The following is a 19,966-nucleotide window of genomic DNA, read 5'->3' on the forward strand; positions in this document are numbered from 1 at the left end:
CAGGATGGCACAAGTTGTGAGCCGCGTCACCCCCCGCGTCGGCACGACGCCGCCACCCCGCCGGGTCCGTCCTCGCGACGACGACGCCGACCCGCACTAGGGTGATCGCGTCATGAACGACCACAGCCGCGCCCGTCTGGTGGTGCAGACCGCCCAGGGCCCTCGCGAGTTCGACCAGGAGCGCGTGGTCGTGGGGCGAGACACGTCGTGCGACGTCGTCGTGGCCGACCCGCGCACCTCGCGCCACCACCTGGCGTTCGAGCGCCAGGGTGACGCCTGGTACGCCGTCGACTCCAGCTCGGGCGGCACCTACGTCGCCGGCCAGCGCATCCAGCAGGTGCCTCTGCACGCGGGAGCCACCGTGCTCGCGCTCGGCGACCCCCAGGGCGAGGCCGTCAGCGCCTGGCTCGTCCTCCCGGCCGCGCCGGCCGCGCCGAACCCACCGCCGTACGCCGCCACCGAGCACCTCGCGCCGCCGTCCGGCCGACCGCTCCCGGTGCCTCCGCCGACGCCCGGCGCCGGGGCGTTCGCGCCGCCTCCGCCCTACGTGCCGCAGGCCCCGCCGCCGGTCGGCCAGGCGCCGATCGTGGCCCAGCAGAAGCTGCCGCCCGGGCAGCTCGCCCACGGCATGACGATGATCCCCGGCCACACCTCGGCCGGCGGTGTGGTGACGATCGGGCGCGACCTGTCCAACGACATCGTGCTCGACGACCCGCTCGTCTCGCGTTTCCACGCCCGGCTCGAGCTGGGCAACCCCGCCGTCATCCACGACCTCGGCAGCTTCAACGGCGTCTTCGTCGACGGCCGGCGGCTCGCGGGCTCGGCCCCCCTGCAGCCCGGCAGCGAGGTCATCCTCGGCAACCTGACCTTCCGCTGGGACGGCGCCCAGCTGGCCGCCTCGGCCACCGAGCACGAGTTCACGCTCTACGCCGACGGGCTCTCGGTGGTCGTCGGCGGCGGCAAGCGACTGCTCGAGAACGTCTCCTTCACGCTCGAGCCGTCGTCGCTCACCGCGGTCATCGGGCCCTCGGGCGCCGGCAAGTCGACCCTGCTCGGCGCCCTCACCGGGCTGCGCCCGGCCACCCACGGCCGGGTCATCTGGCAGGGCCACGACCTCTACGCCCACTACGACCAGCTGCGCTTCCAGATCGGGCTCGTGCCGCAGCAGGACATCCAGCACCCGCAGCTCAAGGTCAAGCAGGCCCTCGGCTACGCCGCCGAGCTGCGCCTGCCGCCCGACACGCGCGCCCAGGAGCGCGCGCAGCGGGTGCAGACCGTCGCCGGCCAGCTGCAGCTGCAGACGCGCCTCGACAACCGCATCGGCAGCCAGCTCTCGGGCGGGCAGAAGAAGCGCGTCTCCATCGCCACCGAGCTGCTCACCGCGCCGCCGCTGCTGTTCCTCGACGAGCCCACGTCGGGCCTCGACCCCGGCCTCGACCTCGAGGTCATGAAGCAGCTGCGCGCGCTCTCCGACGAGGGCCGGGTCGTGGTCGTCGTGACGCACTCAGTGCTCGCGCTCGACGTGTGCGACAACGTCATGGTGCTCGCCCCCGGTGGCCGGATCGCCTACTTCGGCCCACCGGCCGGCGTCCTGGCGCACTTCGGCGTCTCCAACTACCCGGAGGTCTTCGACCTCCTCGACGAGCCCGACCTCTGGTCGCGCATCACGCCGCCGCGCCAGTCCACCGACACCGGTCACCTGCAGATCGCCGCGCCGGTGCCGACGGCGCCGCGCCAGTCGTTCGGCAAGCAGCTCTCCACGCTCGTGCGCCGCAACCTGGCCGTGGTGATGGCCGACCGGCTGCTGCTGTCGATGCTGCTCGCGCTGCCGCTCGTGCTCGGGCTGCTCAGCCGCATCGTGCCCGGCAAGGACGGGCTCTCGCTCGAGTCGGCCGGCCTGGGGCCCGACGGCAACGGCGCCGGGGAGGCGACCCAGCGCCTCATCGTGCTCATCGTCGCGGCCTGTCTCATGGGTACCGCGCTGGCCATCCGCGAGCTGGTCGGCGAACGACCGATCTTCCAGCGCGAGTACGCCGTCGGCCTCTCGCCCGGCGTCTACTTCGCCTCGAAGATCATCGTCCTCGGCCTCGCCGCGTTCCTGCAGGGCCTGGTGGTCACCTTCATCGCCGTCGTCGGGCTGCCCGCCCCCGACGGCGACCTCGGCAGCCTGCGCATCGCGGTCGTGATCGGCCTGCTGTCGACGTCGATGGTGGTCTTCGGCCTGACGCTCTCGGCGCTGGTCACCAGCACCGAGCAGACCATGCCGGCCCTGGTCGGCACGATCATGGTCCAGCTCGTGCTCTCGGCCTCGCTCTTCCAGATCCACGACCGGCCTCTGCTCGAGCAGATCGCCTGGCTGTCGCCGTCGCGGTGGGCCTACGCCGCCACCGGCAGCGCCATGGGTCTCGGGCGGGTCCCCGTCGAGCGCTTCAACGAGGACTCCCTCATCGAGGCCGGTGCCGGGCACTACCTGCTCGCGGTCGTCATGCTGCTGGTGCTCACGGCGCTGACCACGCTGGTCGGCTACGCGCTCGTGCGCCGATCGGCCACCGCCGACTGAGCGTCAAGCCCGCGGCGAGTGGTCCTCGTGGTCGGCGTTGAAGTCGGAGGTCTTGCGCGAGAGGATCTCGCGACGCTCGTCGAACGAGAGGGCCTCGAGCTGTGCGACGACGTCCGACGGGTGCCCGGTGACCTCCGGGGCCGGCGCGATCGGCACGACCGTGCCGACCACGCGGTCGTCGTACAGGTGCACCATCGAGAAGGCGGTGTGGCCGTCGACGCCCGAGACGAAGCGGCCGTCGGGAGCCGGGTCGCTGGTGTAGCAGGACGCCGACGCCACGGTGACCGGCACGCCCGCGAACGTCGACCACGACGAGTAGTGGAAGTGCCCGCCCAGGACCACCCGGACGTCGGTGCCGGCGACGACGTCGGCCAGTGCCTGCTGGTCGGCCAGCTCGATCAGCTCGCCCGCCCGCAGCATCGGGACCGGGATGGGCGGGTGGTGCATCGCGAGCACCGTGCCGTGCGGGGCCGGCGTGGCGAGCACGTCGGCGAGCCAGGCCAGCTGCCGCGGCTCGAGCTCACCGTGGTGGAAGCCGGGCACGCTCGTGTCGAGCCCGACGACGCGCAGGCCGCCGACCTCGACCACGTGGTCCTGCGGCTCGTCGCTCGCACGGTCGAAGAGCCCGAGGGAGTAGGCCGCCCGCTCGTCGTGGTTGCCCATCGTCCACACGACGACCGCCCCCATCGCCGCCGCGACCGGCTCGACCAGCTCGCGCAGCCGCGCGTACGCCGCCGGCTCGGCCCGGTCGGCGAGGTCGCCGGTGAAGACCAGCACCTGTGGCGCCGGGTCGACGTGCGCGAGCCGCTCGAGGGCGGCCACCAGACCGGCCTCGGTGTCGACGACGCCGTACTGGCGCACGCCGCCGGCGAGCAGGTGCGGGTCGCTGAGATGGGCGACGACGTGTCGCGGCGGCGGGTGCTGACCGAGCTGGACCGACATGGTCGTGACGGTAGTGGCCACGCCGGTCAGCGCAGGTACGACATCGGGCCGGACCCGGCGGGGCAGGCGGCGCCCGTCAGGGCGCGACCTCCTGGCCCGTCAGCCTCTTGTAGGTGTACGCGGTGCCGATGATCGCGATCGGGTAGGTCACCAGCAGGCCGACGCCGCACGCGATCGCGCCGACACCGCCCACGATGGCGCTGACGATGTACCAGATCACGGTGTTGCCGAGGTTGTCCTTGACCAGCTCGAAGCTGGCCTTGATCGCGTCGACCGGCGCCATGTTCTTGTCGACGACGAAGTAGAGGGCGTAGCTGGTGACGAACCCGGCCACGAGGCCCGGCAGGTAGCACAGGATCGTGCCGACGAGCACCGCGGCGCCGATCAGCAGCGCGGTGACGACGACGTTGGCGACGTTCTGGAACTTGAACACCGTGGCGGCCGTGAACTCGCGACCCTCGGTGATGTCGAGCGCACCGCGGATGATGCCGGCGCCGATGATCTGGAGCACCACGATCAGCGCCGCCACGAAGACCGCGTTGAGGAACAGCACCACGAAGAAGCTCGTGTCGTAGCTGATGATGGCGCTCTGGATCGCCACGAAGCCGACCACGACGACCGCGACGCCGACGAACAGGGCGAGCGCGGCGAGGATGATCTGGCCGGCGTTGGCCTGGAACTTCGTCCAGCCGTAGCTCAGCGCCGTGCCGACGTCCCAGCTGGCCGCGCCGGGGGGCTGGCCCCCGTAGCCGTAGCCGCCGGGCGGCGGGGATCCGTAACCGCCGGGCGGCGGCGGGGGCGGCGGGGACTGCGACATGGGGGCTCCTCGGTTCGGGGCGGTGGCGGAGGGGCGCCGCGACGTCGCGGCGCTGCAACCTAGCGCGACCCGCAGCCCCGGAGACAGGTCATTTGTGACTAGGGCGAGCCTCCCGGACGACGCCTCGCCCGTCAGGTGGTGCGGGCCTTCACCCTCGGGGTCAAGATGGAGGCATGGCCCGACCCTTGAGCAAGGCACCGAAGGACGACATCGACGAGGCCGACCTCGAGGTCGGGGGAGAGGCGCACGCCGCCGCCGGGTCGACGGCGGTCGCGGTCGCGATGAAGCGCGCGATGGAGCAGATGGGTCCGACCCGCACCGCGCGCACCCTCCTCAAGCTCAACCAGGTCGACGGCTTCGACTGCCAGGGCTGTGCGTGGCCCGACCCCGAGGCCGGGCACCGGCACACCGCGGAGTTCTGCGAGAACGGCGCGAAGGCGGTCACCGAGGAGGCCACGAAGCGCACCATCGACCGGCGCTTCTTCGCCGAGCACTCCCTGGCCGACCTCGAGGACAAGACCGACTACTGGCTCGGGCAGCAGGGCCGCATCCTCGAGCCGATGGTGCGCCGCGCGGGCGGCACCCACTACGAGCCCATCGCGTGGGACGACGCGTTCGCGCTCATGGGCGAGCGGCTGCGCGGCCTGGCCAGCCCTGACGAGGCGATCTTCTACACCTCCGGCAAGACCTCCAACGAGGCCGCGTTCGTCTACCAGCTGTTCGCGCGTGCCTTCGGCACCAACAACCTGCCCGACTGCTCGAACATGTGCCACGAGTCCACGTCGGTGGCGCTCGCCGAGACGATCGGCATCGGCAAGGGCTCGGTCTCGCTGCACGACGTCGAGACCGCCCGCCTGATCGTCGTGCAGGGGCAGAACCCCGGCACCAACCACCCACGCATGCTCTCGGCGCTGGAGAAGGCGAAGAACAACGGCGCCACCATCGTCGCGGTCAACCCGCTGCGCGAGGCGGGCCTCGTGCGCTTCAAGAACCCGCAGACGCCGAAGGGCATCGTCACCGGCACCGCCCTGGCCGACCTGCACCTGCCGGTGCGCGTCAACGGCGACCTGGCGCTGTGGCAGGGCGTCGCGGCCTACCTGCTCGAGCACGACGCGATCGACCACGACTTCGTGCGTCAGCACACCCACGGCTTCGCCGAGTGGGCCGAGCAGGCCCGCGACGTCGACTGGTCCGAGATCGAGCGGGCCAGCGGGCTGACCCGCTCGCAGGTGGAGGAGCTCGGGGCGCTGCTGGCCGGGTCCGACGCCACCGTCTTCTGCTGGGCGATGGGCATCACCCAGCACCGCAACTCGGTCGCCACCATCAAGGAGCTCGTCAACGTGGCGCTCCTGCAGGGCAACATCGGCAAGCCCGGGGCCGGCCTGTGCCCGGTGCGCGGGCACTCCAACGTGCAGGGCGACCGCACGATGGGCATCTGGGAGCGGCCCAAGCCGGCGTTCCTCGACGCCTTGCAGGCCGAGTTCGGCTTCGACCCGCCCCGCGACCACGGCTTCGACACCGTCGACTCCGTGAAGGCGCTGGCCGACGGCCGGGCCCGGTTCTTCTTCGCGATGGGCGGCAACTTCGCCTCGGCCGTCTCCGACACCCAGGTCACCGAGGCGGCCCTGCGCAGCGCCGACCTCACGGTGCACGTCTCCACCAAGCTCAACCGCTCGCACGTCGTCACCGGTCGCGAGGCGCTGATCCTGCCGGCGCTGGGCCGCTCCGAGCGCGACCGCACCGGTGGTCGCGAGCAGCGGGTGACCGTCGAGGACTCGATGTCCGCCGTCCACGCCTCGAAGGGCCCCCTCGCCCCGGCCGGGCCGCTGCTGCGCTCGGAGGTCGACATCGTGTGCTCGCTCGCCGAGGCGACGCTCGACGACGGGCACGTCGCGATCCCGTGGGGCGAGTTCCGCGACGACTACGCCACGATCCGCCGCCGCATCGCCAACGTCGTGCCGGGCTGCGCGGCCTACGACGAGAAGGTCGACCAGCCGGGCGGGTTCGTGCTGCCGCACCCGCCGCGCGACTCGCGCACGTTCCCCACCGACGGGGTGGGCGACGACGGCATGGGGGCGGGCAAGGCGATCTTCTCGATCAGCCCGCTCGAGGTGCTCGAGGTGCCCGACGGGCGCCTCCTGCTGCAGACCCTGCGCAGCCACGACCAGTTCAACACCACGATCTACGGCCTCGACGACCGCTACCGCGGGGTCAAGGGCGGTCGGCGCGTCGTGTTCGTGCACCCCGACGACGTGCGCCACCTCGGGTTCGCCGACGGCGACCTGGTCGACCTGGTCAGCGAGTGGGACGACGGCTCCGAGCGCACCGCGCCCGCGTTCCGCATCGTCGCCTACGACCAGCCGGTCGGCTGCGCGGCGGCCTACTACCCCGAGACCAACCCCCTGATCCCGCTCGACTCCAAGGCCGAGGGCAGCAACACCCCGACGTCGAAGTCGGTCGTGGTGCGGCTCGAGCCGCCCCGCGGCGGACGGCCCGGGATCACCAAGGCGGCCGACCGCGATCTACAGGACAGCCACAAGAGGGCAACAGATCCGGTGCACCAGAGCTGACGGCGTGTCAAACGCGGCAAAGGGTGTCACACTCGCTGGGTGAGCGTGCTGGATCGCGACCCCGGTGAGGTCGTGTGCCGCTCCGGCCCGGAGGCCGGGGTCGAGATCATCGCGCCCCGCGACGTGCCGCTCGGCGGACCGCGGGCGATGACGGTGCGCCGCACGCTGCCCTCGCGACAGCGCTCGCTCATCGGCGCGTGGTGCTTCGTCGACCACTACGGTCCCGACGACACCGTGATGAGCGTGGCACCCCACCCGCACACCGGTCTGGCCACGGTGAGCTGGCTGTTCACCGGCGAGATCGAGCACCGCGACAGCGCCGGCCACCACGCCCTGGTGCGACCGGGCGAGGTCAACCTGATGACGGCCGGGCGCGGCATCAGCCACTCCGAGATCTCCACCTCGGGCTCCACGACGCTGCACGGCGCCCAGCTGTGGGTGGCCCTGCCCGACCACGCCCGCCACGACGAGCCCGGCTTCACCCACCACGCGCCCGACGCCGTCCGGCGCCCGGGCCTCGAGGCGCGGGTCTTCCTCGGCTCGCTGCTCGGTGACACCTCGCCGGTACCCACCGCCACGCCGCTGCTCGGTGCCGAGCTCTTGCTCGACGCCGGCGCGCGCGTCGTCCTCGACGTCGACCCGGGCTTCGAGCACGGGCTGCTCGTCGACACCGGGTCGTTGCACGTGGCCGGGCACGCCGCCGCGGCCCACGACCTCGTCTACCTGCCGACCGGCGGCCTCGCCCTCGAGCTGGTCGCCGGCGACGAGCCGGTGCGGGCGCTCCTGCTCGGCGGACCGCCCTTCGGCGAGTCGATCGTCATGTGGTGGAACTTCATCGGACGCACCCACGACGAGGTGGCGGCCTTTCGCGCCGACTGGCAGGCCCAGGTCGAGCACGGCACCGAGACGCGCTACGGCCCGCTCGGCGACGAGCTCCCGCCGATCCCGGCCCCGTCCCTGCCGAACGCCCGGCTGCGAGAACGACGATGAGCCTGGCCCACCACCACCCCGAGCCGCAGCGGCCCGACGTCCGTGCGCGCTACGACCCCGCCTGGGGCACCCGGCTCACGGCGGCGCGGCTCGCCACGCTCGTCAGCTACCACCCCGACGGCGTCTTCGCCGTCGACCTCGGCGGCTACTTCACCTCCGTCAACGCCGGCGCGCTGCTGCACAGCGGCGGCTACACCGAGGACGACCTCCTCGGCAGCCACTTCGTCGACCTCCTCGTCGACGAGCACGTGCCCGCCGTGCTGGCCGGCTTCGCCGCCATCCTGCGGGGCGAGACCACCACGATCGAGGCGCGGTTCCACCGGCGCGACGGCAGCATCGGCGAGCTCGAGATCATCGGCCTGCCCATCGTCGTCGACGGCGAGGTCGTCGAGGTCTTCGGCATCGCCGACGACATCACCGAGCGCAAGCAGGCCGAGCACGACCTCGCCGCCGCGCGCGTGGTCGCCGAGAGCGCCACCGAGGCCAAGTCCGAGTTCATGGCCACCATGAGCCACGAGGTCCGCACGCCGCTCACCAGCGTGCTCGCCGCTGCCGAGATGCTCGCCGACACCGACCTCGACCCCGAGCAGCAGCAGCTGCTCGACATCATGGAGCGGTCCGGCGAGCGGCTGCTGCGCCTGGTCGACGACCTCCTCGACTTCTCCCGCATCGAGTCCGGTCGTACCGACCTCGAGAGCGTGTCGTTCGACCTCGAAGCACTCGTCGACGACACCCTGCTCGCCCTTCGCCCCGCCATCGACACCAAGGGCATCCGCTACGCGCAGACCGTCGACGCCGACCTGCCGACGCACTGCACCGGCGACCCCGTCCGCATCGCGCAGGTGCTCACCCACCTGGTCGACAACGCGACGAAGTTCACCGCCGCCGGTCAGATCGACGTCCGGGTGACCGCCGAGGGCGCCGACCCCGCCGCCGTCCGGTTCGCGGTCACCGACACCGGCATCGGCATGACGCCCGAGCAGCTGCAGGTGGTGTGCGAGTCGTTCCGTCAGGCCGACGCGTCGACCACCCGCCGGCACGGCGGCATCGGTCTCGGCCTCGCCATCTCGCAACGGCTGGTCACGCTCATGGGGGGCGTGCTCGACGTCGAGAGTGCGCCCGGCGTCGGCAGCACCGTCTCGTTCGTGCTGCCGCTCAGCCCCCCGCGCTGAGGTCGAGCGCCAACGTGCTGCGCAGCTCGCTGGCCGCGCCCGCCACGACGTAGACGACCTGCGAGGAGACCGTGGCCGACGCCTCCGTCGGCACCACGCTCCGGAGCGAGCCCGTGAGCGTCGCGGTGACCGTGCCCCGACCCGAGCGGACCTCGGTGCCGCCGACGTCGCCCGGCCGATACTGCTGCTCGGCGGTGACCTCGACGACGTAGTCGTCGCCCTCGAGCGAGGAGAGCGTGTAGGTCGCGACCTGGTCGACCAGCGCGCCGTCGACGAGCACGACCGTCGTCGCCGTCCACGTGGACCCCACCCCGACCTCGCCGGTCGGCAGCACCGGCACCAGCAGGCGCAGCAGGCTGTCGGGCTGCGCGGCCGCGGGGACGCCGTCGGCGGCGCGCACGGTGGTGCCGTCGCGGCGCACGACCAGCTGCGACGTCGTGCCGGTCAGCGTGCCGAGCTGCGCCCGCACCGCGGCGGCGTCGGACTCGCTCAGCCGGTCGCCGGCGAGCCCGGGCTCGCCGAACGTCTGCTCGGTGGCGACCTCGTCGTCGCCGACGGCGGTGACGACGGAGGTCATCGCGAAGGAGATCGCCGGCACCCGGGTGACCGCCTCGTCGGCCACGAGCTCCTGCTCGAGCACGAGCGAGACCTCCTGCGAGGTGTCGGCGTCGACGTCGAGCGCCAGGGCGCGTCGATCGCCGCTGCCGGCGTCGAGCACCTCGACGAGGGCACGGTCGGTCGGCGCCGTCGGCGCGACCGCGGGCGGCGTGGTGCTCGACCCGGCGTCGCCGTCGTCGGAGCAGCCGGCGACGACCAGCACCGCCGCCACGACCAGGGCAGTCAGGGCAGGCGTCCGGGGCACGCGCGCAGCATAGACAGCGACGCTGTCGGTGGCGTGGGACAGGATGCAGGCATGGGACCTCTCATCGGCGACGACGGCACCCCGCGCTGCCCCTGGGCCGGCGCGGCGCCCGGCGTGATGCGCGACTACCACGACGACGAGTGGGGCCGGCGCGTGCACGGCGAGTCGGCCTACCTCGAGCGGCTCACCCTCGAGGCCTTCCAGTCCGGGCTCTCGTGGTCGACCATCTTGAACAAGCGTCCCGCCTTCCGCGAGGTCTTCTGCGACTTCGACGCCGACCGCGTCGCGGCCTTCGACGACGCCGACCAGGCCCGCCTGATGGCCGACGCGCGCATCGTGCGCAACCGACTGAAGATCGCCGCCGCCGTCACCAACGCCCGGGCCACCGTGGCCCTGCGCGAGCAGGGCGGGCTCGAGGCGTTCGTGCTCGGCTTCGCACCCGACCCGCCGCCGTCCTACGCCGACACCTCCGCGATGGCCACCACCTCGGCCGAGTCGAAGGCGCTCTCGAAGGCTCTCAAGAAGGCCGGCTTCGCCTTCGTCGGCCCCACCACGATGTACGCGCTCATGGAGGCGATCGCGGTCTTCGACCCGCACCTCGAGGGGTGCCACCGGCGAGGCCGCACCGACGAGGCGAGCGCATGACGACCGCACGCCGCGTCGCCGCGGTCACCGACGACGCCCTCGGCACCCACGACACCGTCGGCCTGGTCGAGGCCATCCAGTCCGGCGAGGTCGGCGTGCACGAGGTCGTCGAGGCCGCCATCGCGCGCGTGCGAGCGGTCGCGCCCGACCTCGGCGCCATGGCCTACACCGCCTACGACCGCGCCCGGGTCGAGGCCCGGTCCCCGCGCGGCGGCTACTTCGCCGGCGTGCCGACCGTCGTCAAGGACAACTGCGACGTCGAGGGCATGCCCACCCGTCAGGGCACCGACGCCTGGACCCCGCGGCCCGCGCGGGCCGACGGCGACCTCGCCCGCATGTACCTCGCCACCGGCCTGGTGCCGCTCGGCAAGAGCCAGCTGTCCGAGTTCGGCTTCTCGGCCGCCGCCGAGCACCCGCGGCTCGGGCCGGTGCGCTCGCCCTGGTCGCTCGACCACGTGGCCGGCGCGTCGTCGGCCGGCTCGGCGGCACTGGTGGCGTCGTCCGCGCTGCCGATCGCGCACGCCAACGACGGCGGCGGCTCGATCCGCATCCCGGCGGCCGTCAACGGCCTCGTCGGGCTCAAGCCCACCCGCGGGCGCCTCGCCCAGGACAAGCAGCTGCGCGAGATGCCCGTGCGCATCGTCGCCGACGGCGTCGTCACCCGCACCGTGCGCGACACCGCGGCGTTCTTCCGTGAGGCCGAGCGCGTCTACCGCGACCTGTCGCTGCCGCCCGTCGGCGACCTCACCCGACCGGGGCGCAAGCGGCTGCGGGTGGCGCTCGCCACCACCGGCGCCGGGGTCGCGGCCTCGCCCGAGGTCACCGCGCTCACCCTCGAGACCGCCGCCCTGCTCGAGTCGCTCGGCCACCACGTCGACGAGGTCGACCCACCGGTCGCGCCGGGGTTCCGCGACGACTTCCTGCTCTACTGGGCCACCCTCGCGCTGGTCCTCGTGCGCACCGGACGCCGTGAGCACGGCCGCTCGTTCGACCCCGCCCGGCTCGACAACCTGACCCGCGGCCTGGCTCGCACCGCCACCCGGGGGCTGCCCCGCCTGCCCGGCGCGATCCGCCGGCTGCGCCGCTCGTCGCAGCTCTCGACGGCGTTCCACGAGACCTACGACGTCACCCTCACGCCGACCCTGGCCACCGTGACCCCGCCGGTGGGCCACCTCGACCCGACCCTGCCCTACGAGACGATCATCGAGCGGCTCCTGGCCTGGGTCGCCTTCACCCCGCTCCACAACGCCACCGGCGACCCCGCCATCTCGCTGCCCCTCGCCACGTCGTCCGAGGGCCTGCCCGTCGGCATGATGTTCGGCGCCGCGGCCGGCCACGAGGCGGCGCTCATCGAGCTGGCCTACGAGCTCGAGGAGGCCCGCCCGTTCGCGAGCCTCACGGTCGGTTGACCGGCGGCTCCGTGCCGGCCCGGGCGGGGAGTACCCGGTGCACCGGGTACTCCTGACGTTCCCAGGAGTTGCAACACCTGAGAAGCGTGCGGAGACCCTGAGAAGGTCCCGTCACCGGGGCCCCTGGCAGGCTCCGGCAACGGCCAGAACGCAGCAGGGCGAACCGATTTCATGTTTCCCTCGACCCCTGTGTATCGTTCTTCGTCGTTGCCCCTTTAGCTCAGTCGGCAGAGCGTCTCCATGGTAAGGAGAAGGTCTACGGTTCGATTCCGTAAAGGGGCTCTCAGTACGTCAGCCCCCGGCGGGGTAGCTCAGGTGGTTAGAGCACACGACTCATAATCGTGGTGTCGCGGGTTCGAGTCCCGCTCCCGCTACCGATCACCCCGCACGCCCGCACAACCAGAGGAAGTCCCGTGGCCAGCAAGTCGTCCGACGTTCGCCCCAAGATCACGCTCGCCTGCACCGAGTGCAAGGAGCGCAACTACATCTCGAAGAAGAACCGGCGCAACGACCCCGACCGGATCGAGCTGAACAAGTTCTGCCCGCGCTGCCGCAAGCACACCGCGCACCGCGAGACCCGCTGACCCAGCGTCCCTCGCACGAGCCCGCCCCGGAGACCGGTGGCGGGCTCGGCTGCGTTAGCGTCGCGGCCGTGGATGCCACCATCGTCGGACGCACCTACCCGCCCGCCCCGCCGCACGAGGTCACCGAGACCTCGGTGCGCGCGTTCGTCGAGGCCACCGGCGCCGCCTACGACGGCGGTCCGGCGCCGGCGACCTACCCGATCGTGCCGGCGTTCGAGGCGATGATGGCGTTCCTCGACGCCGAGCAGGTCGACCTGTCACGCGTCGTCCACGGCGCGCAGGAGTTCGCCCACGAGCGCCCGGTCGTGCCCGGCGACGTGCTCTCGGTCGCACTGACCGTCGCCTCGCTGAGGCAGATCGGCGGCAACGACATCATCGGCACCACCAGCACGGTCACCGACGCCGACGGCGCGCTCGTGTGCACCGGCACCGCGACGCTCGTGCACCGGGCGCCCGAGGGAGGAGACGCCCGATGACCACCGAGCTCGCGCCGCAGACCTTCCGGGTCACCCGCGAGGCGCTCGTCGCCTACGCCGCCGCCAGCGGCGACCACAACCCCATCCACCAGGACGAGTCGGTCGCGCTCGCCGTCGGCCTGCCCGGCGTGATCGCCCACGGCATGTACACCCTCGCGCTGGCCGCGCGCTACGTCGACGAGCACGTCGGCGGGCGGGGACGCATCGCCTCGATCGGCGCGAAGTTCACCAAGCCCGTCGTCGTGCCGGTCGAGGGCGTCGACGTCGTCGTGTCGGGCACGCAGAAGGACGACGGCACGATCACGCTCACCGCGACCTGCGACGACGTCAAGGTGCTCGGCGCGTGCAAGGTCACCCTGCGTGCCTGAGGTCACGGGCCCGCGGCTGATCCGCGACCACACCACCCTGCGTCTCGGCGGACCCGCTCGGCGCTGGGTGACCGCGACGACCGAGGCCGAGCTCGTCGAGGCGGTCGCTGCCGCCGACGACGCCGGCGAGCCGGTGCTCGTGCTGGGTGGCGGCAGCAACCTCGTCGTGGCCGACGCCGGCTTCGACGGCACCGTCGTCGAGGTCGCGACGCGCGGCATCGCGGCCGACCACGAGGGCGACGACCCGACCTGCGGGGGAGTGCTGGTCACCGTCGCCGCCGGGGAGGACTGGGACGCCTTCGTCGCCCACGCCGTCGAGCGCGGCTGGGTCGGTGTCGAGGCCCTGTCCGGCATCCCGGGCTCGGTAGGCGCGACCCCGGTGCAGAACGTCGGCGCCTACGGCCAGGAGGTCGCCCAGACCGTGGCCCGGGTGCGGGTCTACGACCGGCTGATGAAGGGCGTGCGCACCTTCGCCGGACCGGACTGCGGGTTCGGCTACCGCCACTCGCGCTTCAAGGCCGACCGGTTCCGTGGCGGGGGGCGCCACGTCGTCCTCGACGTCACGTTCCAGCTCGCCGTCGGCGGCCCGCACGCCCTCGGCGCCCCGATCGCCTACGCCGAGCTCGCTCGCACCCTCGGCGTCGAGCCGGGGCAGCGCGCGCCGGTCGCCGACGTCCGCACCGCCGTGCTCGGCCTGCGCGCCGGCAAGGGCATGGTGCTCGACGCCGACGACCACGACACGTGGAGCGCCGGCAGCTTCTTCACCAACCCGGTGCTGCCCGCCGACCAGGTGCCCGACGGGGCCCCGGCCTGGCCCGCCGGCGACGGGCTGGTCAAGACCAGCGCCGCCTGGCTCATCGAGCACGCCGGCTTCGGCAAGGGCTGGGCCGTCGAGCCCGGCGCGCCCGCCGGCCTGTCGACCAAGCACACGCTGGCCCTCACCAACCGCGGGGAGGCCACCACGGCCGACCTGCTCGCGCTCGCGCGCGCCGTCCGCGACGGGGTGCAGGCGGCCTACGCCGTCACGCTCGTCAACGAGCCCGTGCTGCTGGGCTGCGAGCTGTAGGGCGTCAGCTCAGGGCGCCGAGGCCGCCGAAGACGGCGCCGAGGAACAGCACCACGAGGGCGATCATCGCCAGGCCCAGCACGGTGCCGATGATGCCCGTGACGAGCCCGGCCATCGCGGCCCCCTCGTTGCTGTAGCGACCCGGCTCGCGCGACATGTCACCGCGCGCCCGCGCCCCGAGCACGATCGCGAACGGCCCGCAGAGCACGCCGACCATCGTGAAGCAGAAGAACGGCGTGGTGACCGCGCACACCAGGCTCGCGATGCCCAGGCCCATCGCCACGTTGGCGCCACCGTGCGGCTGCGCGAACGGGTAGCCCGGCATGCCCGGCACCGGGGCGTAGGGCGCGTACGGCGCGTACGGCGGCTGGGCCGGCTCGTGGTGCACGTGCTGGGTGTACGGCGTCGTCGGCTCGGGTCCGGGGCCCGACGGCCCGCCGGACGGCGGGACGGGCGTGGCCGGGAAGGGCTGCGTCTCGGCGTCGCTCGACGGCGCCGCCGGCTTGGCGAGGAAGTCAGGGGTGTCGTCGGGTGCGGCCATGCGCGGATCCTGCCACCGAGGCGACCGGTCTATGCGCCCAGCCAGGCATCGATGTCGGTCAGGGCCGCGTCGCGCACCTCGGACGGCGCCCGCGAGGCCCGCACCGACATCCGGGCCAGCTCGGCGAGGGTGGCGTCGTCGAGGTCGTGCGCGGCGCGCATCGTGGCGTACTGGGCGGCGAGCCGCGAGCCGAACAGCAGCGGGTCGTCGGAGCCGAGCGCGACCGTGGCGCCGGCCTCGAGCAGCGTCGGCAGCGGCACCGACGTCAGGTCGGTGTAGACGCCGAGGGCCACGTTGGAGACCGGGCACACCTCGAGCGCGACGCCGGCGTCGACGATGCGGGCCAGCAGGTCGGGGTCCTCGGCCGAGCGGACGCCGTGACCGAGCCGGTCGGCGTGCAACTCGTCGAGGCAGACCCGCACGTGGTCGGGGCCGCGCAGCTCGCCGCCGTGCGGGGCGAGCAGGAGCCCGGACCGCTCGGCGATCGCGAAGGCGCCGGCGAACTCCGAGGTGCGTCCGCGCCGCTCGTCGTTCGACAGCCCGAAGCCGACGACGCCGCGGTCGACGTACTGCGTGGCGAGGCGGGCCAGCGTGCGCGCGTCGAGCGGGTGGCGGGTGCGGTTGGCCGCGATCACCACGCCGATGCCGAGGCCGGTGCGTCGCGAGGCGTCGCGGACGGCGTCGAGCACGAGGTCGGTGAAGGCCGTGATGCCGCCGAAGCGCGCCGCGTAGCCGCTCGGGTCGACCTGGATCTCGAGCCAGCGACCGCCGTCGGCCACGTCGTCCTCGGCGGCCTCGAGCACCAGCCGCCGCACGTCGTCCTCGGTGCGGAGCACGGAGCGGGCGACGTCGTAGAGCCGCTGGAAGCGGAACCAGCCCTTCTCGTCGGCCGCACTCAGCGTCGGCGGCCACTCCGAGACGAGCTGGTCGGGCAGCCGGATGCCGTCGCGCTCGGCCAGCTCGAGCAGGGTCGCGTGCCGCATCGACCCGGTGAAGTGCAGGTGCAGGTGCGCCTTCGGCAGGGTCCGGAGGTCGCGGACGTCGGCACCGGTCACGCCATCAGCTGCTGGAGTCGCACGGTCATGCCCTTCATCGTAGGACCGGCCGGCGCCACACCCCGAGGGCGCTAGACACCGACGCCATCGGCCGTTGCGATGGTGGACTCGGGCGGCCACCGCGGCCGTCGCCGCGGACCCCGTCAGGAGCACCCACTCATGACCGACCTCGCCAAGGCGCCGGACACCCAGGACGACGAGAGCGGGCTCAAGCGGTCGGTGACCGGCCGCCTGCTGTTCTTCTACGTGCTCGGTGACGTGCTCGGCTCCGGCATCTACGTGCTCATCGGCGCCGTCGCCGGCGAGGTGGGCGGCGCCTTCTGGATCGCCTTCGCCGTCGGCGTCGCGATCGCGATCGTCACGGGCGCCGCCTACGCCGAGCTGGTCACCAAGTACCCCCGTGCCGCCGGAGCCGCGCTGTTCGTCGAGCGCGCGTTCGGCAACAGGGTGCTGACCTTCGTGGTCACCGTGACGATGCTCGGCGCCTCGTTCGCCGCCACCGGATCGCTGGCCTCGGGCTTCGCGCGCTACTTCGACGCCGTGTGGGACCTGCCGCCGGCGCTGCTGGTCTCGATGCTCCTGCTGCTCGCGCTCACGGTGATCCACCACCTCGGCATCAACGAGTCGGTGGTCGCCAACGCGGTGATGACCGTGGTCGAGGTCGCCGGCCTCCTCATCGTCACCGTCGTGGCCCTCGCCCTGCTCGCCCGCGGCGACGGCGACGTCGGCCGGGTCGTCGAGTTCGACACCAACGGCAACGAGGTCTTCGCGGTCCTGGCCGGCGTCGCGCTGGCCTTCTTCGCCATGACCGGCTTCGAGAACGCCGCCAACGTGGCCGAGGAGGTCGTCGAGCCGCAGCGACACTTCCCGCGCGCCCTCATCGGCGGCATGGTCGTCGCCGGCATCATCTACGTGATCGTGGCCGCCGGCACCTCGATGGTCGTCTCCACCGAGGTGCTCGCCGGGTCCGACGTCCCCTTGCTCGAGGTCGTCCGGGAGGGCTCGTCGTCGGGCCTGCTGCCGATCGGCGTCGGCGCGGTCACCGTGATCTTCTCCCTGATCGCGATGGTCGCGATCACCAACACCACCCTGGTCACCTTCGTCACCCAGCCGCGCATCCTCTACGGCATGGCGCGCGAGGACGTCGTCCCCGACGCGTTCGCGACCCTGCACCCCACGCGCCGGACGCCGTGGGTGGGCTCGCTCTTCTCGGTCGGCGTGGTCGTCGCGCTGCTGCTGGTCGGCTTCGCCATCACCCAGGCCGGCAGCGACCTCGACGTCGTCACCAAGCTCGCCGACGTCACGGTGCTGCTGCTCCTCGTCGTCTACACGATGGTCATCCTGGCCACGTTCAAGCTGCGCGGTCGCGACGACGACGGCGACACCTACCGGGCACCGAGCGTGCTGCTGGTCCTGGGCGTCGTCGGCAACGTCGCCGTGGCCGTCTACATGGTCGTCGACGACTGGACCTCGCTGCTGTGGTGCGGGGGACTGGTCGCCGTCGGGTTCGTGCTCTTCGCGCTCGAGTACGCCTTCGGCGGGCGCAACCGGCCCGAGGGCGTCGAGCGGGGTCGTCCGAGCGGGGTCTGAGGCGGCCGGGTTCGGCAGTCGTTTGGACGTGGCTCACCGCCGACCCGTAGACTCCACCACCGGTGGATCTTCCCCATGCTTCGCCGTGCCCGCGACCGGGCCGGAGCGGCATGACGATCCCCATGGAGGGCACTAGCTCAACTGGCAGAGCATCGGTCTCCAAAACCGAAGGTTGGGGGTTCAAGTCCCTCGTGCCCTGCAAGACAGCACGACCAGCACGACCAGCGTGATCACAACGACCACGCTCCAGACGTACGGCGAGAGGTGAGTGGCGTGTCGGACAGCAGCGCGGTCCGCGGTTCCCGGGACGACAAGCCCAGCGAGTCGAACAAGCGCACCAGCATCCCGACGTTCTACCGGCAGGTCGTCGCCGAGCTGCGCAAGGTGGTCTACCCCACCCAGGAGCAGCTGATCACCTACTTCATCGTGGTGATGGTGTTCGTGCTGGTGATGATGGCGATCGTCTCGGCCCTCGACCTCGGTTTCGGCCAGCTGGCGTTCAAGATCTTCGGTGGCCAGTCCGGCGTCTGACCGACGCCCGGTCGGCCGTGTGGCCGACGCCCCGCCGTACCCCCTAGCAAGTGATGGAGCAGCACGTGTCCGAGCAGCCTGACGAGACCGTCGACCTCGACGAGGGCGAGTTCTCCCTCGACGACCTCGACGACGCCGACTTCGACGAGGCTGACGAGGCCAACACCGCCTCTCTCGACGACGACTTCGACTTCGCCGACGAGTCCGACGAGTCCGACACCGCCGGTGCCGCCGAGCTCGACGACGCCACGCCGGCCTCGGCCGACGACGTCGACGACGCCGACGCGGTGCTCGACGACGTGTCCTTCGAGGACGACGTCGCCGAGGCCACCGAGGGCGCGGCCGAGGGCACCGCCCCGGCCGACGTCGAGACCGAGGCCGACGACGTCGTCGCCGCGCTCGACCAGGGCGAGGGCGTCGACGAGCCGGTGCTCGACCAGGTCGAGGCCGAGGCCGAGGTCGCCGACGAGGAGGCCGCCGAGGCGATCGAGGAGACCGTCGACACCCTCGACGCCGCTGAGGTCGCCGACGAGGAGGCCGCCGCCGCCGAGGTCGTCGACGAGGACCCGCTCGAGGCGTTCCGCCGCGAGCTGTGGGCCAAGCCCGGCGACTGGTACGTCGTGCACACCTACTCCGGCATGGAGAACCGGGTGAAGTCGAACCTGGAGAACCGGATCGTCTCGCTCAACATGGAGGACTACATCCACGAGATCGTGGTCCCCATGGCCGACATCGTCGAGATCAAGAACGGCCAGCGCCGCACCCGCAAGCGGCCCTCGCACCCCGGCTACGTGCTGGTCCGCATGGACCTCACCGACGAGTCGTGGTCGACGGTGCGTCACACGCCGTCCGTCACCGGGTTCGTCGGCAACAGCCACCAGCCGGTGCCGCTGCTCATGGACGAGGTCGAGAACATGCTCGCCCCCGCCGTCCAGGCCGCTGCGGCCGAGGTCGCCGCGGCCGCCGGCTCGCCGGCCGCCGCGTCGGGTGGCACGACCACCGCCGCCAAGCGCACCATCGAGGTCGACCTCAACGAGGGCGACTCGGTGATCGTGATCGACGGCCCGTTCGACACGCTCCACGCCACCGTCACCGAGATCAACGCCGAGGCCCAGAAGGTCAAGGCCCTCGTCGAGATCTTCGGTCGCGAGACCCCGGTCGAGCTCCGCTTCGACCAGATCCAGCGCGTCTGACGCGGGTCGCATCACCGCCGACCCAGCGCGCAAGGCCGACGCGACGCGCGACCTCCGGATTTCTCCTGGTGCGCGTGGCGAGTCAGACTGAACAGCAGTAACACCCCGTGGCAGGGGGCACCCGCCCCCGTCGTGACCACACGAGAAGGAAGAGGATCATGCCTCCCAAGAAGAAGATCGCCGCACTCGTCAAGGTGCAGCTCCAGGCCGGCGCCGCGACCCCGGCCCCGCCGGTCGGTACCGCGCTCGGTCCGCACGGCGTCAACATCATGGACTTCTGCAAGGCCTACAACGCCCAGACCGAGTCCATGCGCGGCAACGTCATCCCCGTCGAGATCACCATCTACGAGGACCGCAGCTTCACCTTCATCACCAAGACCCCGCCGGCCGCCGAGCTGATCAAGAAGGCCGCCGGTCTGCAGAAGGGCTCGGGCGTCCCGCACAAGGAGAAGGTCGGCAAGCTGACCAAGGACCAGGTGCGCGAGATCGCGACCACGAAGCTCCCCGACCTCAACGCCAACGACATCGACGCCGCGATGAAGATCGTCGAGGGCACCGCCCGATCGATGGGCGTCACCACCGAGTAACACCCGTG

General features: G+C 72.4%; 19 protein-coding genes and 3 tRNA genes. 17 read left to right on the forward strand and 5 right to left on the reverse strand.

Translation table 11 applies throughout. The features are described 5' to 3' along the window. Positions 1–112 precede the first annotated feature (112 nt). Positions 113–2,560: an FHA domain-containing protein gene (locus ABFT23_RS13500; RefSeq protein WP_347895973.1), complete on the forward strand. Its 2,448-nt coding sequence runs from the start codon at positions 113–115 to the stop codon at positions 2,558–2,560. A 3-nt stretch (positions 2,561–2,563) separates the two neighbouring features. Here the strand turns inward: ABFT23_RS13500 and ABFT23_RS13505 are convergent, their stop codons facing one another. Both ABFT23_RS13505 and ABFT23_RS13510 read right to left on the reverse strand, forming a co-directional pair. Next, on the reverse strand, positions 2,564–3,502 hold the full coding sequence (locus ABFT23_RS13505) for a metallophosphoesterase (protein WP_347895975.1): 939 nt from the start codon (positions 3,500–3,502) through the stop codon (positions 2,564–2,566). Between the two features lie 76 nt (positions 3,503–3,578). Then, positions 3,579–4,319, reverse strand: a complete 741-nt coding sequence (locus ABFT23_RS13510) for a hypothetical protein (RefSeq protein ID WP_347895977.1) — start codon at positions 4,317–4,319, stop codon at positions 3,579–3,581. Between the two features lie 173 nt (positions 4,320–4,492). Between ABFT23_RS13510 and ABFT23_RS13515 the strand changes: the two genes are divergently transcribed. Genes ABFT23_RS13515 through ABFT23_RS13525 form a run of 3 tightly spaced genes read left to right on the forward strand, consistent with a single transcriptional unit; the run spans position 4,493 to position 9,051 of the window. Then, on the forward strand, positions 4,493–6,889 hold the full coding sequence (locus ABFT23_RS13515; protein ID WP_347895979.1) for an FdhF/YdeP family oxidoreductase: 2,397 nt from the start codon (positions 4,493–4,495) through the stop codon (positions 6,887–6,889). A 39-nt stretch (positions 6,890–6,928) separates the two neighbouring features. Next, positions 6,929–7,879, forward strand: coding sequence for a pirin family protein (locus ABFT23_RS13520; RefSeq protein WP_347895981.1), 951 nt, complete (start codon positions 6,929–6,931; stop codon positions 7,877–7,879). Then, positions 7,876–9,051, forward strand: coding sequence for a PAS domain-containing sensor histidine kinase (locus ABFT23_RS13525; RefSeq protein ID WP_347895983.1), 1,176 nt, complete (start codon positions 7,876–7,878; stop codon positions 9,049–9,051). The genes ABFT23_RS13520 and ABFT23_RS13525 overlap by 4 nt, the downstream gene beginning before the upstream one ends. On the opposite strand, the gene ABFT23_RS13530 is transcribed toward ABFT23_RS13525, so the two are convergent. Next, positions 9,035–9,913: a hypothetical protein gene (locus ABFT23_RS13530; RefSeq protein WP_347895985.1), complete on the reverse strand. Its 879-nt coding sequence runs from the start codon at positions 9,911–9,913 to the stop codon at positions 9,035–9,037. The two genes, ABFT23_RS13525 and ABFT23_RS13530, sit on opposite strands and share 17 nt — an antisense overlap. Before the next feature lie 51 nt (positions 9,914–9,964). Here ABFT23_RS13530 and ABFT23_RS13535 point away from each other — a divergent pair, with 51 nt between their 5' ends. The 8 genes from ABFT23_RS13535 to ABFT23_RS13570 all read left to right on the forward strand — a co-directional run bounded on the left by ABFT23_RS13535 (position 9,965) and on the right by ABFT23_RS13570 (position 14,461). Then, positions 9,965–10,558 carry a DNA-3-methyladenine glycosylase I gene (locus ABFT23_RS13535; RefSeq protein ID WP_347895987.1) on the forward strand — a complete coding sequence of 198 codons (594 nt, stop codon included), beginning with the start codon at positions 9,965–9,967 and terminating at the stop codon, positions 10,556–10,558. Next, positions 10,555–11,967, forward strand: coding sequence for an amidase (locus ABFT23_RS13540; RefSeq protein ID WP_347895989.1), 1,413 nt, complete (start codon positions 10,555–10,557; stop codon positions 11,965–11,967). Before ABFT23_RS13535 ends, ABFT23_RS13540 begins: the two co-directional genes overlap by 4 nt. 209 nt (positions 11,968–12,176) lie before the next feature. Next, positions 12,177–12,249: transfer RNA gene (locus tag ABFT23_RS13545), tRNA-Thr, on the forward strand. A gap of 18 nt (positions 12,250–12,267) precedes the next feature. Next, a tRNA-Met gene (locus ABFT23_RS13550) sits at positions 12,268–12,341 on the forward strand. Positions 12,342–12,380: 39 nt separating this feature from the next. Beyond that, positions 12,381–12,551, forward strand: a complete 171-nt coding sequence (gene rpmG, locus ABFT23_RS13555) for a 50S ribosomal protein L33 (RefSeq protein ID WP_347895991.1) — start codon at positions 12,381–12,383, stop codon at positions 12,549–12,551. Between the two features lie 68 nt (positions 12,552–12,619). Then, a complete protein-coding gene (locus ABFT23_RS13560; protein WP_347895993.1) occupies positions 12,620–13,027 on the forward strand; it encodes an FAS1-like dehydratase domain-containing protein in 408 nt (135 codons plus the stop codon). After that, positions 13,024–13,395, forward strand: a complete 372-nt coding sequence (locus ABFT23_RS13565; protein WP_347895995.1) for a MaoC/PaaZ C-terminal domain-containing protein — start codon at positions 13,024–13,026, stop codon at positions 13,393–13,395. Before ABFT23_RS13560 ends, ABFT23_RS13565 begins: the two co-directional genes overlap by 4 nt. Continuing rightward, on the forward strand, positions 13,388–14,461 hold the full coding sequence (locus ABFT23_RS13570) for a UDP-N-acetylmuramate dehydrogenase (protein WP_347895997.1): 1,074 nt from the start codon (positions 13,388–13,390) through the stop codon (positions 14,459–14,461). The genes ABFT23_RS13565 and ABFT23_RS13570 overlap by 8 nt, the downstream gene beginning before the upstream one ends. A 4-nt stretch (positions 14,462–14,465) precedes the next feature. Here ABFT23_RS13570 and ABFT23_RS13575 read toward each other — a convergent pair whose 3' ends face one another. Together ABFT23_RS13575 and ABFT23_RS13580 are read right to left on the reverse strand one after the other, a co-directional pair. Continuing rightward, positions 14,466–15,002, reverse strand: coding sequence for a DUF4190 domain-containing protein (locus ABFT23_RS13575; protein WP_347895999.1), 537 nt, complete (start codon positions 15,000–15,002; stop codon positions 14,466–14,468). A gap of 29 nt (positions 15,003–15,031) precedes the next feature. Next, the gene (locus tag ABFT23_RS13580) at positions 15,032–16,057 is read right to left on the reverse strand and encodes an adenosine deaminase (protein ID WP_347896001.1); all 1,026 of its coding nucleotides are present in this window, start codon (positions 16,055–16,057) and stop codon (positions 15,032–15,034) included. A gap of 159 nt (positions 16,058–16,216) precedes the next feature. Between ABFT23_RS13580 and ABFT23_RS13585 the strand changes: the two genes are divergently transcribed. From ABFT23_RS13585 to rplK, 5 genes are all read left to right on the forward strand, one after another. Next, positions 16,217–17,647, forward strand: coding sequence for an APC family permease (locus ABFT23_RS13585; RefSeq protein ID WP_347896003.1), 1,431 nt, complete (start codon positions 16,217–16,219; stop codon positions 17,645–17,647). A 126-nt stretch (positions 17,648–17,773) separates the two neighbouring features. Continuing rightward, positions 17,774–17,846, forward strand: a tRNA-Trp gene (locus tag ABFT23_RS13590). Between the two features lie 74 nt (positions 17,847–17,920). Continuing rightward, on the forward strand, positions 17,921–18,178 hold the full coding sequence (gene secE / locus ABFT23_RS13595; RefSeq protein ID WP_347896005.1) for a preprotein translocase subunit SecE: 258 nt from the start codon (positions 17,921–17,923) through the stop codon (positions 18,176–18,178). A gap of 65 nt (positions 18,179–18,243) precedes the next feature. Further along, positions 18,244–19,371, forward strand: a complete 1,128-nt coding sequence (gene nusG / locus ABFT23_RS13600; protein WP_457623443.1) for a transcription termination/antitermination protein NusG — start codon at positions 18,244–18,246, stop codon at positions 19,369–19,371. A gap of 158 nt (positions 19,372–19,529) precedes the next feature. Next, positions 19,530–19,958: a 50S ribosomal protein L11 gene (gene rplK / locus ABFT23_RS13605; protein ID WP_137294363.1), complete on the forward strand. Its 429-nt coding sequence runs from the start codon at positions 19,530–19,532 to the stop codon at positions 19,956–19,958. Positions 19,959–19,966: the final 8 nt, after the last annotated feature.

This window comes from Nocardioides secundeburneus (assembly GCF_039939255.1).
Taxonomy (GTDB): domain Bacteria; phylum Actinomycetota; class Actinomycetes; order Propionibacteriales; family Nocardioidaceae; genus Nocardioides.

Bases quoted from the DNA above. Each gene is read 5' to 3' on its own strand.
- ABFT23_RS13500 (WP_347895973.1), top strand. From the start codon at position 113: ATGAACGACCACAGCCGCGCCCGTCTGGTGGTGCAGACCGCCCAGGGC.
- ABFT23_RS13505 (WP_347895975.1), bottom strand. From the start codon at position 3,502: ATGTCGGTCCAGCTCGGTCAGCACCCGCCGCCGCGACACGTCGTCGCC.
- ABFT23_RS13510 (WP_347895977.1), bottom strand. From the start codon at position 4,319: ATGTCGCAGTCCCCGCCGCCCCCGCCGCCGCCCGGCGGTTACGGATCC.
- ABFT23_RS13515 (WP_347895979.1), top strand. From the start codon at position 4,493: ATGGCCCGACCCTTGAGCAAGGCACCGAAGGACGACATCGACGAGGCC.
- ABFT23_RS13525 (WP_347895983.1), top strand. From the start codon at position 7,876: ATGAGCCTGGCCCACCACCACCCCGAGCCGCAGCGGCCCGACGTCCGT.
- ABFT23_RS13535 (WP_347895987.1), top strand. From the start codon at position 9,965: ATGGGACCTCTCATCGGCGACGACGGCACCCCGCGCTGCCCCTGGGCC.
- ABFT23_RS13540 (WP_347895989.1), top strand. From the start codon at position 10,555: ATGACGACCGCACGCCGCGTCGCCGCGGTCACCGACGACGCCCTCGGC.
- ABFT23_RS13565 (WP_347895995.1), top strand. From the start codon at position 13,024: ATGACCACCGAGCTCGCGCCGCAGACCTTCCGGGTCACCCGCGAGGCG.
- ABFT23_RS13575 (WP_347895999.1), bottom strand. From the start codon at position 15,002: ATGGCCGCACCCGACGACACCCCTGACTTCCTCGCCAAGCCGGCGGCG.
- ABFT23_RS13585 (WP_347896003.1), top strand. From the start codon at position 16,217: ATGACCGACCTCGCCAAGGCGCCGGACACCCAGGACGACGAGAGCGGG.
- rplK (WP_137294363.1), top strand. From the start codon at position 19,530: ATGCCTCCCAAGAAGAAGATCGCCGCACTCGTCAAGGTGCAGCTCCAG.